The sequence below is a fragment of the Paenarthrobacter sp. NPDC089714 genome, from assembly GCF_044748905.1.
Lineage (GTDB): Bacteria > Actinomycetota > Actinomycetes > Actinomycetales > Micrococcaceae > Arthrobacter.
The window spans coordinates 143457-159064 of record NZ_JBIVGX010000002.1 but is presented as its reverse complement, the minus strand read 5'-3'; the positions used below and the strand labels follow the sequence as shown (position 1 = coordinate 159064).

Annotated in this window: 16 protein-coding genes; 11 read left to right on the top strand and 5 right to left on the bottom strand. The window is 65.5% G+C overall.

The window, feature by feature from the left end; all coding sequences use genetic code 11:
• Window positions 1-5: 5 nt before the first annotated feature.
• Both ACIPY3_RS05275 and ACIPY3_RS05270 read right to left on the bottom strand, forming a co-directional pair.
• Window positions 6-104, bottom strand: coding sequence for a potassium-transporting ATPase subunit F (locus ACIPY3_RS05275; RefSeq protein WP_400331004.1), 99 nt, complete (start codon window positions 102-104; stop codon window positions 6-8).
• Window positions 105-420: 316 nt separating this feature from the next.
• Window positions 421-1869 carry a sugar porter family MFS transporter gene (locus tag ACIPY3_RS05270; protein ID WP_400331001.1) on the bottom strand — a complete coding sequence of 483 codons (1449 nt, stop codon included), beginning with the start codon at window positions 1867-1869 and terminating at the stop codon, window positions 421-423.
• A 139-nt stretch (window positions 1870-2008) separates the two neighbouring features.
• Between ACIPY3_RS05270 and ACIPY3_RS05265 the strand changes: the two genes are divergently transcribed.
• On the top strand, window positions 2009-3025 hold the full coding sequence (locus ACIPY3_RS05265; RefSeq protein ID WP_400330997.1) for a LacI family DNA-binding transcriptional regulator: 1017 nt from the start codon (window positions 2009-2011) through the stop codon (window positions 3023-3025).
• Here ACIPY3_RS05265 and ACIPY3_RS05260 read toward each other — a convergent pair.
• Entirely contained in the window at window positions 3016-3447 is a 432-nt protein-coding gene (locus tag ACIPY3_RS05260; RefSeq protein ID WP_400272103.1) for a LexA family protein, read from the bottom strand. The two genes, ACIPY3_RS05265 and ACIPY3_RS05260, sit on opposite strands and share 10 nt — an antisense overlap.
• A 197-nt stretch (window positions 3448-3644) precedes the next feature.
• On the opposite strand from ACIPY3_RS05260, the gene ACIPY3_RS05255 reads away from it, so the two are divergent.
• Complete coding sequence (locus ACIPY3_RS05255; protein ID WP_400330994.1) at window positions 3645-4085, top strand: hypothetical protein; 441 nt, start codon at window positions 3645-3647, stop codon at window positions 4083-4085.
• A gap of 57 nt (window positions 4086-4142) precedes the next feature.
• On the top strand, window positions 4143-4382 hold the full coding sequence (locus ACIPY3_RS05250; RefSeq protein WP_400330991.1) for a hypothetical protein: 240 nt from the start codon (window positions 4143-4145) through the stop codon (window positions 4380-4382).
• On the opposite strand, the gene ACIPY3_RS05245 is transcribed toward ACIPY3_RS05250, so the two are convergent.
• Window positions 4379-4972 carry a dihydrofolate reductase family protein gene (locus ACIPY3_RS05245; RefSeq protein ID WP_400330988.1) on the bottom strand — a complete coding sequence of 198 codons (594 nt, stop codon included), beginning with the start codon at window positions 4970-4972 and terminating at the stop codon, window positions 4379-4381. The two genes, ACIPY3_RS05250 and ACIPY3_RS05245, sit on opposite strands and share 4 nt — an antisense overlap.
• A 40-nt stretch (window positions 4973-5012) precedes the next feature.
• Complete coding sequence (locus ACIPY3_RS05240; RefSeq protein ID WP_400330985.1) at window positions 5013-5783, bottom strand: SDR family oxidoreductase; 771 nt, start codon at window positions 5781-5783, stop codon at window positions 5013-5015.
• A 72-nt stretch (window positions 5784-5855) separates the two neighbouring features.
• Here ACIPY3_RS05240 and ACIPY3_RS05235 point away from each other — a divergent pair, with 72 nt between their 5' ends.
• The 8 genes from ACIPY3_RS05235 (at window position 5856) to ACIPY3_RS05200 (ending at window position 15585) form a co-directional block, all read left to right on the top strand.
• Window positions 5856-6323 (top strand): hypothetical protein, encoded by a 468-nt coding sequence (locus ACIPY3_RS05235; RefSeq protein ID WP_400330983.1) that lies wholly within the window; start codon window positions 5856-5858, stop codon window positions 6321-6323.
• Between the two features lie 76 nt (window positions 6324-6399).
• On the top strand, window positions 6400-9333 hold the full coding sequence (locus tag ACIPY3_RS05230) for a GMC oxidoreductase (protein ID WP_400330981.1): 2934 nt from the start codon (window positions 6400-6402) through the stop codon (window positions 9331-9333).
• Between the two features lie 42 nt (window positions 9334-9375).
• Complete coding sequence (locus tag ACIPY3_RS05225) at window positions 9376-11304, top strand: hypothetical protein (RefSeq protein WP_400330978.1); 1929 nt, start codon at window positions 9376-9378, stop codon at window positions 11302-11304.
• Window positions 11301-12347 carry an alpha/beta fold hydrolase gene (locus ACIPY3_RS05220; protein ID WP_400330976.1) on the top strand — a complete coding sequence of 349 codons (1047 nt, stop codon included), beginning with the start codon at window positions 11301-11303 and terminating at the stop codon, window positions 12345-12347. The genes ACIPY3_RS05225 and ACIPY3_RS05220 overlap by 4 nt, the downstream gene beginning before the upstream one ends.
• A gap of 4 nt (window positions 12348-12351) precedes the next feature.
• Window positions 12352-13317: an acetoacetate decarboxylase family protein gene (locus ACIPY3_RS05215; protein WP_400330971.1), complete on the top strand. Its 966-nt coding sequence runs from the start codon at window positions 12352-12354 to the stop codon at window positions 13315-13317.
• Window positions 13314-13796 (top strand): hypothetical protein, encoded by a 483-nt coding sequence (locus ACIPY3_RS05210; protein ID WP_400330969.1) that lies wholly within the window; start codon window positions 13314-13316, stop codon window positions 13794-13796. Before ACIPY3_RS05215 ends, ACIPY3_RS05210 begins: the two co-directional genes overlap by 4 nt.
• Window positions 13793-14242, top strand: a complete 450-nt coding sequence (locus tag ACIPY3_RS05205; protein WP_400330967.1) for a hypothetical protein — start codon at window positions 13793-13795, stop codon at window positions 14240-14242. Before ACIPY3_RS05210 ends, ACIPY3_RS05205 begins: the two co-directional genes overlap by 4 nt.
• Entirely contained in the window at window positions 14239-15585 is a 1347-nt protein-coding gene (locus ACIPY3_RS05200) for a patatin-like phospholipase family protein (RefSeq protein WP_400330965.1), read from the top strand. Before ACIPY3_RS05205 ends, ACIPY3_RS05200 begins: the two co-directional genes overlap by 4 nt.
• Window positions 15586-15608: the final 23 nt, after the last annotated feature.

The window sequence follows — 15608 nt, the reverse complement described above, 5'->3', positions numbered from 1 at the left end:
CCGGATCACCACTTTTCCGGATTGACCAAGACAGCTACCAGGTACCCCAGGAGCACCAGTCCGGCCACGAGCAGGCCGATCCAGATCACAGCGTCGATAGTCACCGGCCACTCACCGGCCCGTCTTTGTCGATCATCCGGCCCAATAAATGGGCAACCCACATCACGGTTCCCATGGACACCATGAGAATCCCCACAACAGCCAGGTCGGCCACTGGAACGTCCTTTCATCAGGTCCCGTTTGCGGGACAGATGAAAGTCAACTCCTCAAAAACCGGCCGTTGGCCGTTCCTAACGGTTCCTTAACGCGGCAGGCGCAGATCTTGACGCGTTCTTTACGCCGGGCACCCAACTGGGTCGCAGTTAAGCGCGTTTTGAGCCGTCAAAACGCGCTTAATTGCGACCCAGTTGGGTGGGGTGGCTACTTCTTGTGGACCAGGTAGATGGCGCCGGTGGTGACGTCTTCTTCGAGGGCTTCGAGGGTGCGGCCGCGGGTTTCCGGGACCTGCGTGTAGATGAAGATCAACGCCAGGATTCCCACCACGCCGAACAGGAAGAACGTTCCGGTGATGCCGACGCCGGCCACGAGCGTGGGGAAGAACAGGCCAAGGAGGGCGTTGGCGATCCAGAGGCAGAACACCGAGAGGCCAATGGCGAAGCCGCGGACATGGAGCGGGAAGATCTCGGACAGCATCACCCAAACGGCGATGTTGAGGAAGGTCTGCATGGAGCCCACGAACGCCACCACCAGGAACAGGATCACGAACGGACGGGCAGCATTGCCAACCGGCAGGACGATCGACGCGATACCAATGAGGAAGTGGCAGATGGTGGTCAGGGTGAAGCCGAGGAGCAGCGTGGTGCGGCGGTTGACGCGCTGCATCAACGTCAGGGCGATGACACCACCAACGACGGCGATCACACCGGGCGCGATGTTTGCGATCAGGGCGGCGCTGGAATCGAAACCGGCTTCCACCAGGACGGACTGGCCGTAGTACATGATCGAGTTGATGCCGGTCAGCTGCTGGGCAACGCCCAGCCCGATGCCCACCAGGATAATGCGGAGGATCCACTTGTCCTTGAGGGCCGCCCAGGACGTTGCCTTGGAGGCTTTCTCTTCGTCCGCGAGGTGCTTGACGTCGGCCATCTCGGCTTCGGCGCGTTCCTCGGAGCGGATGGTCTTCAGGACAGCCAACGCCTCGCGGGTGCGGCCCTTGGAGATGAGCCAACTCGGCGATTCGGGCATCCTGAGCATGCCGAAGAACAAGGCGATGGCGGGCAGGGCTGCCACGGCGAGCATGATGCGCCACACTCCGCCGAATTCACCCCAGATGTTGCCGATGATGGCGTTGACCACGAACGCGGCGAGCTGGCCGATGACGATCATGAGTTCGTTGCGCCCGGCCAGGGATCCACGGATTTCGTAGGGCGCAAGCTCCGCCAGGAAGACCGGCACAACGGTTGACGCGCCACCCACAGCCAGGCCCAGGATGATCCGGCCCAGCACCATGACTTCGAAACTTGGCGCGAAGACGCAGGCAATGGTTCCGACGAAGAACAGCGTTGCCAGGAGGATGATGGTCTTCCGGCGCCCCCACCCGTCGGAAAGCCTTCCGCCGGCCACAGCGCCGGCTGCGGCGCCGAACAGCAGGGAACTGGTGACAATTCCTTCCGTCAGGGGCGTCAGGGCGAGATCGACCGTCATTGGCCGGAGTGCCCCGTTGATCACACCCGTGTCGTAACCAAAGAGGAGGCCGCCGAACGTGGCGACCAGAGCTACCAGGCCCAACCGCTTGCGGTGCGGGCCGTTGGTCAACGGGGGCAGGGCCGCGTTATGGGCACTCTCCCGTTGAGTTTGCGTAGCAGACATCAGGACTCCTTTGTCAGTGTGTTGCGGGTCATACTCTCCCGCTCTGACACAAGACTAACGCGCGAAAGACTTAAATGTAAGGTCAAACTAACAAATGACCTTAATTGTTCGGTTTTGTCTTCATGGCAGGATGATCCCCATGGCATCCGAGAACCAGCAGCGCCGGGCTGCGACGCAGAGTGACGTTGCGCGTGAAGTCGGCGTGTCCCGCACCCTCGTCTCCTTCGCCTTCCGCGGAGCGCCCGGAGTCAGCGGCGAAACCAAGGAAGCGATCTTCGAAGCCGCGAGGCGTCTCGGCTACCGGCCCAATGCCGTAGCCGCCGACCTGGCACGCAAGCACCGTTCCGCCGTCGGGCTTTACCTCATGGACATCCGCAACGAGATCTACGCCGATATCCTCAGCGGCGTCCGGACAGCCTTGGCGCAGCAACACAACAGGTTGATCCTGAGCGTTTCGCGATCTGCCGACGGAGAGGACCGCGGGGCGCTGGAGTCGCTGATCGAGGCCCGGGTGGGAATCATCATCGCCGCGACCCTCCTGGACCCGGACCATGACGTCCACGAGATGGCGCGAAGCGTATCGCTGGTGAGTGTGACGCGGCCGGTGGAGGGCGTGGACAGCGTCTATTCGGACGATGCGTACGGCGCCCGCGTGGCCACCGAGCACCTCCTGGGACTTGGGCACACGCGGATCACCCACCTGGCAGGACTTGCCTACGACGGCCATCTGGCGCGTCGACGCGCTTATGAGCAAACCATGCGGGACGCCGGCCTGGTCCCTCAGACGGTATGCGCGGACGACTTCACCCAGGACTCCGGAGAACGCGCCGCGGCCCGGATCCTGGACCAAGCAGACCGGCCGACGGCTCTTTTTTGCCACAACGACCAACTGGCCCTCGGCGCACGGGAAGCCGCCTACGCCAGGGGTATCTCCATTCCCGGGGACCTCTCGCTGATCGGCTACGACAACTCCCGCACCGCGCGGCTGCACGGAATCGACCTCACCTCGGTGGACCTGCACGCGGTACAGCTCGGGGAGGCAGCCGGGGAGGTTGCCCTGGAGCGCCTCGCCAACCCGGACGGACCTCCCGCGGACCGGAAGTTCATGCCGCAACTGGTGCTCCGGCGCTCAACAGCCCGGCCTCCTCAAATGTGATGCAGGCACGTGGTGGCCACGCCCCAAATGGTCAATTCCGACAACGCTCCCACCCGGATGTCCGGAAACTTCGGGTTATCAGCCTGGAGCACCACCCCGGACTTCGTGACGCGCAGCCTCTTGATGGTCAACTCGCCATCAAGGACAGCGACGACGACGGAGCCGTCCTTGGGTTCCAGCGCGCGGTTGACGATCAACTCGTCGCCATCGCTGATTCCCGCACCCTCCATGGATTGGCCGGTCACGCGCACCACGAAGGTGCTGGTGACGTCCTTGATGAGGTGCTCATTGAGGTCTATCCGGCCGTCGAAGTAGTCCTGCGCGGGCGACGGAAACCCAGCTGCCACCGGGACCGGAGCCAACAGGACCGACAAAAGAGAGAAGCCCGCATCTAGCACACGGGGGCCGACTATCACGCCCACAACACACCTTTATTCGAATATATGTTCGATAACTGAGTGTACATCGGGTGGCAGACATTGTGGCCTTCGGGCGGGCTCGCCGGGGTCGGGGCAACGCTGCCTGGGCGCTGGGAAGCTTGCGGCGGATTCGCCGTTCTCCCGCGAGTTGGCGTGCGGGACTGGCCAGCGCATCCCTCCCCATAAATTACGCTAATGAAGTGATTATTTGGAGAGGTTGGGGAATCCTGGTGATTCTGGTGTTTGCAGTATGTGGCGGTTTGGCCGGCAGCCTTTCGCACGGCAACTTGATTGCCGTAGGGGTGGGGTTTGCTGCCGGAGCGGCGGGGATCTGGTATCTGGGCAAATGGTTCAACCAGACCATGCCCAAGGAGGCCTATGAGAAGGCCGTTAATCTGCGTGCCCAGGAGCTCAACCGGATGGTAGAGGTGGGAGCGTATCAATTCCCCGGCCTGGCCGCACCGCGGTCCATCGAAGAGGCGCATGCCCAAGCAGAAGAACAGTGGAAGTACGAAGCCGAGACTGCGCGACGGGGATTCTTCAACCGGCACAGCCTGTTCTTCCTCCCCATGCAGTACTGGGCCTTCGTGGCAGCCTTCGCTGCCGTGGCCACCATCATCAGCGGCCTGGCTCGAGGCTGACTTCCTTCCCAGTACAAGGGATCGACCACGCAGCCCCGGCGTGGGAGACTCCCGACCATGACTACTCCCCCGAAGGCCATTGAGCACTGGTGGCCGAAGCTAACGGCCGCTACACAGGATTGGCTCATCAACAACAACGGTGACGCCGTTCGCCCGGACATCGTCGCTGAGATCGCAGCAGCGGGTGGTCCGGGCGCCGCGGATCCTTGGTGGGCAGCTGGGCAAACAGAGGGATCCTGCTTTCCCGACGAGGCCGTTGACTGGATCGAGGAAGCAGCCAACCAGGAAAAGCCCTAGCCCACTTTGTAGCGAAGGTGCGAAACCAGCCGGGTCCCCCGCACGTCCAAGGGCTCAAGCTTCAGCTCGCCCACGCCGTCCAGCAGGCGCTCGCCGCCGCCAAGGATGACCGGAGCGACGTGGAGCCGAAGCTCGTCAATGAGGCCCGCCGCCAGGAACTGCCGGGCCGTCGACGCTCCACCGGCAATCGCCACGTTCTTCCCGCCCGCAGCCTCGCGGGCACGGGCCAGCACCGATTCGATGGGGTCGTTCACGAAGTGGAACGTCGTGCCGCCCTCCATGACCAAGGGCTCGTGGGCGTGGGAGGTCAGCACGAAGACCGGAGCATGGTACGGCGGCTCCTCACCCCACCAGCCACGCCAATCGGCCGGCCATACCCCTTCGCCAGGACCGGCGAACATGTTCCTGCCCATGATGTACGCGCCGGCTTCGAGGATCCCGGCCACTTCCGCAGCATTGGTATCGCGCTCCTGGAACTGCCAGCGGTGCAGCGTCTCGCCACCGGCACCCAAGGGTTGCTCCATGGACTGGTCGGGACCGGCTACAAAGCCGTCAAGGGACACGGTGAGGTCACAGGTAACTTGGCTCATGCGCCCATCCTGCCACCGGATCAACGGAATGGTCACGGATTCAGGCCACGTTGAAGCCACCGTTGCTGTGCAGGATCTGGCCGTTGACCCATGAGCCGGCGTCGGAGAACAGGAACCGCACCAGGTTGGCCGTGTCGGCGGGTGTGCCCAGGCGTCCGGCAGGAGTCGCCCCGACCGCCCAGCCGCGAACGGCGTCGTCCATCCAGCCGGTATCGATCGGTCCCGGGTTGATCACGTTGGCGCGCACTCCCCTGTCCGCCAGTTCCACGGCGGCCGCCGTCACGATCCGGTCCAGGGCGCCTTTGCTGGCGCCGTAGGGCAGGTTGTTGACGGTGTGGTCGCTGGTCAACGCCACAATCCGCGCACCCGCAACACCGTCGGACACCGTGGGCAGCTGCTCGGCGAGCGCCTTGATGAGCAGCCACGTCGCGCGGGCGTTCACGGCAAAGTGACGGTCCCAGCTGTCCACGGACGTGCTGAGGATGCTGCTGTCCACCGACTCGCAGTGGGACATCACCAGGCCGGTCACCGGACCCAGTTCCTGCCCTGCGGCAACCAGCGCCGCGGGAACAGCGGGATCGCTGAGGTCGCCCGGGACGAGTTCGACGGCGGCACCCAGTTCGCGGCATTCGGCGGCGATGGCGGCGGCATCGTCGGGTGACGCCTCGAGGCCGAGCCGGTCGTCGTAGGGCTTCCAGTGGTTGAGGACGAGGTTCCAGCCATCGCGGGCAAGGCCCGTGGCCAGCGCGGCGCCGATGGAACGACGCCTCCCTGCTCCCGTGACCACAGCTACCTGAGAAGGATGATTCATGCCTCGACCCTATGCCGTGCCGGTCCCGCGTCCTACGCTGAACCTGTCCATACCCACGAAAAGAGGGACGCCATGGCACGCGAACCGGAACCCACGTTGGAGCAACTGACCATCCTGCTTGGCACATGGGAGACCACCATTCCCAGCGCGGAGACCCAGGGCCGGACCACGTTCGAGTGGCTGGAAGGCGGCGGCTTCCTGATCCAGCGTTCAACGGTGGAACGCCCCGAGTACCCCAACGCAGTGAGCGTGATCGGGGCAACCGGTTCAGACGGGGCGTTCCAGCAGCATTACTTCGATTCGCGAGGGGTAGCGCGCATCTACGACATGACGCTCAAAGACAACGTGTGGACGCTGTTCCGGGACGGTCCGGACTGGCCGCAACGCTTCGTGGGCCGCATCAGCGACGACGGGAAAACCATCACCGCACGCTTGGAGCGCGGCACGTATCCCGGCGGACCGCTGGAGCACGACTTCGACATGGTCTACACCCGGATTACTCCACCTCATGGACAGATTCCCGGACCGGTGGGAACATAAGGGCCATAATCCGCGGAGGCATCGCCCGGCCACGTTCGGGTAACTCCAGGTCAGCTCTCGCTTGAGGGGAACGGCCATGGTTCGTCTGGGGTACGCGAACACTGGGAGTACGGGTCCGGAACCCGGCATCGATCGGTCACGCCACGGCGGCAGCCTTGAGACAGTGGACGCTGTGGTGGTGGGCTCGGGCTTCGGCGGCTCGGTGGCTGCCCTGCGCCTGGCCGAAGCCGGGCAGTCCGTGGTGCTCATGGAACGCGGCAAGCCGTATCCGCCGGGGAGTTTCGCCCGGTCGCCGTCGGAAATGGGCCGGAACTTCTGGGACCCGGACCGCGGCCTCTACGGGCTGTTCGACGCCTGGACCTTCCGCGGCACTGAAGGTTTGGTGTCCAGTGGGTTGGGCGGCGGCTCGCTCATCTACGCGAACGTGCTGCTGCGCAAGGATGAAAAGTGGTTCGTGAACGAGTCCCCCATCCCGGGCGGCGGCTACGAAAACTGGCCCTTCACCCGCGAAGACCTGGACCCCTACTACGATGCCGCCGAGGCCATGCTCCAGCCGGTCCCGTATCCATGGAAGGACACAGCCAAGACCCTGGCGATGGAAAGCACTGCTGCGACGTTGGGCTTGTCCATCAGCCGCCCACCGATCGCCGTGACGTTCGCGCCCACCCCGGGCGGAGACCCGCGGACCAACCATCCCCTGCCCTTGCCGGAGTACGGGAGCGTCCACGGCCCCAACACCGTCCGCACCACCTGCACGCTCAGCGGCGAATGCGATATCGGCTGCAATGCGGGCGCCAAGAACACGCTGGACCACAACTACATCTCGGCGGCGGCCGCCAAAGGTGCAGATGTCCGCACCTTCCATGATGTCCGCGGCATCAGGCCCCTGCCTGGCGGCGGTTACGAGGTCCGTTACGTCGTCCATCATCCGGAGAACCAAGGCGAACTCCTCACCGAGCAGATCATCCGCTGCACCCGATTGATCCTCGGGGCGGGCACGTTCGGCACCAATTTCCTGCTCCTGCGCAACCGTGGCTCGCTCCCCGCCCTGAGCGAAACCCTGGGCACCCGCTTCAGCGGCAACGGAGACCTCCTGACCTTCATCATGGACGCCAAGACACCGGCCACCAACGGATCCCGCCCGGGCGTTCGGACCCTCACCGGCAGCCGGGGGCCGGTGATCACCACGGCGATCAGGGTTCCGGACGCGAATGACGACGACGGCGACGGTCGCGGCTACTACGTGGAGGACGCCGGGTACCCGGCCTTCATCAACTGGCTCATGGAAACGGCCCAACTACGCACTGCGGCCATGCGCACCGCCCGGGTTGCCGGGCAATTGCTGAAGGACAGGCTTTTCGAGGCCGGCCGCTCCAACGTCTCCGCAGACCTCGCCGCGGCGCTGGGCGATGGCAGGTTGTCAGCCAGTTCGGTGCCGCTGCTGGGCATGGGCAGGGACATCCCCGACGGTGTCATGACCCTGAACGATGGGCGGCTTGCCATTGCATGGACCATGGCAACGTCCAAGGAGTACTTCGGTCGCGTCCGGGCAACCATGGAGTCCATCGCGAAGGACCTGGACGGGAACTTCGTGGACAACCCGCTGTGGTGGGCCAAGCGCGTCATCACCGTGCACCCGATCGGCGGGGCACCGTCAGGGCGGCATCCCGGCGAAGCCGTGTGTGATTCCTATGGCGAAGTGTTCGGGTATCCGGGGTTGTTCGTGGTGGACGGGGCGGCGATGCCCGGTCCCGTGGGTGCCAACCCGTCCCTGACGATCGCGGCGTTCGCCGAGCGGGCGTGTGCGCGGATCCTCGACGGCGGCCAAGCCGGTGGGCGACGCTGGCCTGCCGGGCATCGCGGCATCGCGCCCTCTGACGCGGCTGGGGAGGACGCGGCTGGGGAGGACGTGGCTGCGGAAGGCGCCCTTGCGGAAGTTGCCGACCAGGGCCACGGCAGTCCGGCGACCTCGCAGCCGGAGGCGGCGGGCGCCGTCATCGACGCCGGTGCGAGCGCACCGCGGGCACTGGCACCTGACGCTACCAAAGGCAAGGGTGCGCGTGAGGAACAGCCTGCGGGTGCTGCTCCTGGCGGCACCGATGTTCCCCAGGCGAGCGCTCGCCGGCTGGCGCGGCGTGGTAAGAGCGCGGCTACCGGCGGCATCGATGCTCACGAAGCGAGCCCACGCGGCCTGACCCCGCCCGGCGCGGGTCCGGCTCCTGGCGGCACCGATGTTCTACCGGCGAGCGCTCGCCGGCTGACGGCGCCCACAACGGGTCCGCCACCCGCCACCTCGGTTCGATTCACCGAGCAGATGCATGGCTGGTTCAGTCCCGGCCTTTCCGACCCGGAGAAAGGCCGCATGCTCGGCCGGGACCGGAGCCGGAAGATCATGTTCGAACTCACCATCATCGCCGAGGACATGGAGGCGTTTGTCGCGGATCCGAGCCATCCCGCCAAGGCAGAGGGCTACGTCCTGGCCGACTATTTCGGGGGCCGCATGCCCGTGGAGCGTGGCTGGTTCAACCTCTTCGTGGAGGACGAATCCACGGACGGGCGCCCCGCCCGGCGCATGCTGTACCGCTTGTGGCTGCGCGATCCCGGCGGCACGCCGTTCACGTTTACCGGGTACAAGCAGATCCACAATGAGGCGGGCTTCGACCTCTGGCCGGATACCACCATCCTGTACGCCACCATCCTTCGCGGGCACGTGCCACCGGACGCCGACACCAAGCGGCCGGACGTGAACTCCGTGGCGTCGGACTCCGTGGCGTCGGACTCCGTGGCAGCGGAGCATGGCGTGGTTGGGGCCGGCATCCTGTACATCCGGCCGCTCGATTTCGCGAAGCAGCTGACGACGTTCCGGGCGGAGGGTCCGGCGCGGGCTGCAGGTCTGGCGGCCTTCATGAAACTGTTCGCGGGCGAGCTGTGGCAGGTCTACGGGCGCGGCATCCGGCGTGTGCCGTTCCCGCTCAGATCCTCCCGCACGCCGAATCGCCCAGGCCGCTGAGACGCGATGAAAAGCTGGGAGCTCGCCCAACACAGGGGCCTCTTGGGTTTCACCCCCCAGCCCGCCGTCCGGTGGCTCGCCCCCATGTCCTTGGCCAGAACGGCATTGAAGGTCATGGCAGCAACGGTCTTCGCGGACTTCGGTGACAAACGCGAGCTGGAAGGCGGCTTCCCGGGCGACCTCTTGCGCCTGGACAAGCTCCCAATCCCCGGCCAACCGGCCCAGCCTCCGGTGACCAGCCGCGGCCTGCCCGGTCCGGGCGAACTTGCCGGCCCGGACCGCACTGCCCCTGCCCAGGATCTGTGGCTGGACTTCACCGCGGACCTCGGGGACGGCTTCGACGCAACCTACACGGTGGCGTCGTTGCTGGCGCAGGATGCGTTGCCCGTGGCAGGAGAGGATCTCCCCCGCGGCCGCGTCCTGGTGCTGGGCGGGGACGAGGTCTACCCCGTGGCGTCGCCGGCGGCCTACGAAAACCGGATGGTGGGCCCCTACAGGACAGCATTCCCGGAACGGGATCCTGCGTTGCGGGGCCTGCTGAACGAGGTTCCCGTCATGCTCGCGCTTCCCGGCAACCACGACTGGTATGACGGCCTCACCTCGTTCATCCGCACGTTCACCCGGCAACGGAACATTGGAGCCTGGCGGACCATCCAGTCCCGCAGTTACTTCGCAGTGAGGCTCACGGGGGAATCACCCGGACCAGGCCGGAGCGGCACGCCCGGTTGGTGGCTCCTGGGATTGGACAGCCAACTGGGCCAATACATCGACGAACCCCAACTGGACTACTTCTACCGCAACGTCACACTGCAGCTGCATCCCGGGGACGCGATCATCCTCTGCGTCGCTTCCCCCTTCTGGGTGGACGCAGACGCAGCCCACGCCGCCGAACGACCCAACGAATTCCGCCAGGCGAACTTCTTCGAACAGGACTACCTGCGCCGCCGGTTCAACCCCGTCACCGGCCACTTCGAATCCACCGGGGCGAACGTCCGGCTCTGGCTCACGGGCGACCTGCACCACTACTCGCGTTACGAAGACGGAACCGTGGCGGGACCAGCCAAGACCCAACTCATCACCTGCGGCCTCGGCGGAGCCTACCTCTCCGACGCCCACTGGTTGCCGGACGAACTCCTCCTACCGGCTCCCGCCGAACCCGGTGAATCGTCCAGCGTTCCCGCCGGCAACCGAACCCCGGCAACAGGCAGGCGTTTCACCCGCACTTCCACCATCTACCCCGGCCAGTCCGATTCCCATCTCCTGGGTCCGCGCCTGGCCAACCCCTTCTCGCCCTCGTGGCTGCCGGCCCGCAACCCCGGCTTCGGGCTCTCCATGGGCTTCGTCCACGTGGTGGCCGCCCTCACCGCATGGACCGTCTTCAGCGCCTTCCGCGGCGAATCCTTCGTGGACAGCCTGCATGGCCTGACCCACGGAAACACCCTCCTGCTCATCGTGCTCCTGGTTCTGGCCATACCCGTCCTCCTCGGCATCACGGTGCTTACGGCTCGAGTGCTCGGCATCGCCAAGGCCGGCATCGTCGTCTTCACCCGCGGCGTGCTCTACCAGCTGTCCGCGCTCGCGGTGAGTGCCGCCGTCGTGATCCTGGTTCCGTGGCCCCGTGGGTGGCCGGACGTCGTGCTGGTACTGCTGGCCCTGGCGTTGGTCCATGCGGGCGGCTGGGTGCTGGGCAGCGAGGCGTTCGCGCTGTACATCCTGTCCACGCCCAGCGGTGAGGTGTCCACGTGGAAGATGTCCGGGCAATCCATCGAGGACCACAAAGGCTTCCTTCGCCTGCACCTCGCGGCCGACAGCACCCTGACCGTTTACCCGCTGGTGGTTGACACCATCTGCCGCGACTGGCGGCTCCCGGACACGAACGACGGCGCGCGGCTGGTTCCGGAGTCCGGCCTGCCTGCCGTGCGGCTGCTTGAAGAACCCATCACCATCGCACGGAAGGGAACCGCACCATGATCATCACCCGTGCCGAGCACCGGACCGAGGTCATCCCGTTCCGTGCCCGGGACAATACCCCGCTCAGCCTGGTCCATGTAACCTCGCCGGCCGAGGCAAGCAAGGGGCCCGTGCTGCTGGTCCACGGATCGGGAGTCCGCGCCGAACTGTTCAGGCCGCCCATCCGCACCACCATTGTGGACGTGCTCCTGGAGGACGGATGGGACGTGTGGATGCTCAATTGGCGGGCATCCATTGACCTCGATCCCCTGTCCTGGACGCTTGCCGACGCCGCCGTGTACGACCATCCTGCCGCCGTCGAGCATGTCCTCAAGGCGACAGGCGCCGAAACCATGAAAGCCGTGATCCACTGCCAGGGATCAACATCGTTCACCATGTCCGCGGTGGCCGGGCTCCTGCCGCAAGTGGACACGGTCGTCTCCAACGCCGTCTCCCTCCACCCCGTGGTGCCCGCATTCTCGCGGCTCAAGATCGACTACCTTACGCCCGTGGTGAAGATGTTCACGCCCTACCTTTCGCCCGCCTGGGGATACAAGTCGCAGGGGTACTTCACCCGGGCCATCCGCGGGCTGGTCAAAGCCACGCACCACGAGTGCGACAACACGGTCTGCAAAATGGTCAGCTTCACCTACGGCAGCGGCCGCCCCGCGCTGTGGGCTCACGAGAACCTGGACGAGGCCACCCATGAATGGCTCAGCGGCGAATTCGCCGAGGTCCCCGTCACGTTCTTCGAAGAAATGGGCCGCAGCATCAAAGCCGGTCACATGGTGGCCGCGGGCGAGCATCCGGAACTGCCGGACAATTATGTGGCCGAGGCACCACAAACCGACGCCCGCTTCGCGTTCATCGCAGGGCTGGACAACCTGTGCTTCCTGCCGGAAAGCCAGCAACGCAGCTACGACTTCTTCCGGAAGCACCGCCCCGGCAAGGACTCCCTCCACCTCATCCCCGGCTACGGCCACTTGGACGTGTTCTTCGGAGAACGCGCCTGGCAGGACACTTTCCCGGTCATCGTCAGCGAACTCAACGGCAGCAGGAGCTGAACCCATGAAAACCCTCACCGAACTGGTCAGTCCCCTGCTCAAGCTCATGCCCTCGCCGGTACCACGGCGCCAGGAGCGGCTCCGCGGCCAGCATGCCCAGGCCGACGGCATCAAGTACCTCATGCCCGTGAACTCGGACGATTCCCCGGTCCTGATGGCCGCCTTCCCCATCAACAAACGGGCCGCAGCCTCCGTGCTCCCGGGTACGGAACTGCGACCGTTCAGCCTGGGCGGGAAAGGGCTGTTGGTGGTCACGGTGGTCAACTACAAATCCACGGACATCGGCAAGTACATCGAATACTCCCTGGCCATCGCCATCACCCACGGCAGCCGCCCGGCACCACCCATCCTCCCCTTGCTTTTCCAGAAGACATTCAAGCTCGGCCAGTTCGTGGTGGACCTCCCCGTCAGCACGGAGATCTCCGTGAAGGGCGGGAAGGGTATCTGGGGCATGCCCAAGCACCAGGCCAACCTGGACTTCGTGGTCACGGACTCCAGCGTCTCGGCCCAGTACGACAAGGACGGCCAACTTGGCTGCTATATCGAGATCGAACGGCCGGACCCCTTGGGCCTGCCGCTCAAACTCGCAGCCTCCAACTACTGTGCCTTCCGGAACATGCTCTGGAAGTCCGACATCTACTTCGAAGCCACCGGAGACATTGCGCTCGGCGCCCAAGCGAAGGCCCGGCTCATCCTGGGTGACGCGCCCGGCGTCGAACCTTTGAAGACGCTCCAGGTGGAAAGCAAGCCGATCTTCACCGCCTGGCTGCCGCAGGCCCACGGCGTCCTGGACGACCACTACGAAGCCTGGTTCCTGACCGCCCCCACGGAAGCCGGTGCCGCCGGTATCCGCGGTGGAGACATGCTGGACAGCGTCACGGACCTTGGACAAGGGCAGGAATGGCTGGCGCCCCCGGACCGCAGCAGGGTCCCCGGTGCGCCGGACCGGGCCACGGACGGTGCTCCGTGAACTGGCTCTTGCTCCTCAATGCGCTGTACTTCCTTTTTGGCGCCACCATGTACGTGGGCACCATGTGGGTCCTCAAGTTCTTCCTCTACCCCACGTGGCGGTCGCTGGCCAGGGATAACGTGGACATGCACTTCGGCATCCCCACCCGGGCAGCCACCAAATTCTTCACCGTGGTGGTGCCCATCATGTTCATCTCCGGGGGCATCCTGGTGTGGTCCGAGTGGGGCACCATCCGTCTCATCCCGGCCATCATCTGCCTGGTGGGCATCATCACGCTGACCGTTGTGGGGCAAGGCATCATCATCCCTATCAACGTCCGGATCCGCGGCGGCGACTTCAAGGATGACGCTGAGCTCCGTACCCTTCTGCAACGGTGGATGCTCCTCAACGACATCCGCTTCTACGTCTCCACGCTCACCTGGGCGGCCATGGTCTGGCTGCTGGTGGACCGGGGACGGCTCCTGGAGTCCTTCTCATGAGCGCCCACGCTGACTCCCGCAAGCCACATCCGCCAGGGACCGTTGCCTGGGCACTGGCGGACCCATTGCGCGCCGTCCTCGCGGCCATCGCCGTCATCACGGTGATCACGGGCGTGGTGGAGGTTCCTTTTGGCGGGCCGCTGCTCCAATTGCTCGGCGCCGATCCCACGCCGGAGGCCCGCCAACTGTTCGGCACCGTGGGCATGTTCATGGTGGTGGTTGGCGGACTCCTCCTCCACACTCTGCTCAATGCGGTGCCGTCCCCGGAAGTTGTCCTGTGGTCCGGCGTCCAGAAGGCGGGTGCTTTCGGTGCAGTCGGGATTGGGGTACTCAACGGAGTGTTCTCGCCGATTGGCCTGTTGGTCGCGTTTTTTGACCTCGCGACGGCGGTACTCCTCTTCGTGTATTGGCGCCGGCTGGGTGCCGGGCCGGGCCTGCAACAGTGAAACGCTCCCTGGTCCTTGCCGGCGGCGGCATGCGCGTGGCCTGGCAGGCGGGCGTCATGCGCGCCCTTGAGGAGGAGGGCCTGGACTTCCACCACGTCGACGCCGCTTCCGGGGGCATCCTGACCGCCGGCATGCTGCTCTCCGGAGTGTCCGCCAGGGAAATGTGCCAGCGCTGGTCCGGCGTGGACGTTAAGGATTTCGGCTCTGCCCTCCCGATCGGCGATTACCTCAAGGGCCCGTGGTCGCTGCCTGCGGTCGGCGATGCCGACGGCATCCTGGACAAAGTCTTCCCCGCTTTGGGGATCAACGACGCCACCATCCGTGGCCGCGCGGCGGAACCGGACGCCGTCGAAGGTTCCTTCAACGTGGTGGAGTTCGTCGAAAAACGATGCCATGCCATCGACGCCAAGGAGATCGACGCGGAACTGATGGCGGCGGGAATGTCGCTGCCGATCTTCCTGACACCGCTGCGGCGCGATGGAAAGATCTGGACGGACGCCGTGTGGATGCGCGATGCCAATGTGGGCGAGGCACTCCGCCGCGGAGCCACCGAGGTCTGGCTCATTTGGTGCATCGGGAACTCCCCGTACTGGGGCGATGGGCCCTTGGAGCAGTACGTGCACATGATCGAAATGAGCGCCATGGGTGCTTTGCTTGCTGATTTCGAGGCTGCCGCCGCCGTGGGGCGCGAGTTTGTGCTGCACGTGATCCGTCCTGCGCACCCGCTGCCACTGGATCCCGAGTTCTACCTGGGCCGGGTGGACGCAGACACCCTGATCGGCATGGGCTACCGCGACGCCCGGGCTTACCTGGACTCCATGACCGCGGAGGGGCTCGCCAAGGATTCCAGCTGCACGGCCATGACCGACCCCGTTCCCGGGGTGCGCTTCAATGACACGTTGCAGGGCAGGATCGGAGGCGATCCGCTCACGTTCCGGGCAACGGTGGTGCTTCCCACCGCGGCCTCCGGCGCACCCCCGCAGTTCACCGGGTACCTGGAACACGCCGGATTCGGCGGGCGGACGTTTGTTGCCGACGGACGCGTGGAAGCGTCGGGAGCGGACGTCACCTACCGGGGCCGTGCAAGGCTCGACGGCGGGTGGCAGGATGTCGCGGTTACCCGCACCTTGCACGATGATCCGGGCCCGGACGCGTGGTCAGATTCGCGCCGCGCCCAGCTCATCGTCGGGGATGTGAGGGCCGAACTGTCCATGAGCCTCGCCGACGCAGCGGGACTCCTGGCCTCCATCGAACCCGTGGGCGCACACGGAGTCGTGGACCGCGCCGCGGCCGTGGCGGGTTTTGCCGCGAACGGCTTGAGGGAACTGCTGCGCCGGTACTGAATGGCCCTGCGGTCGTCGTGTCC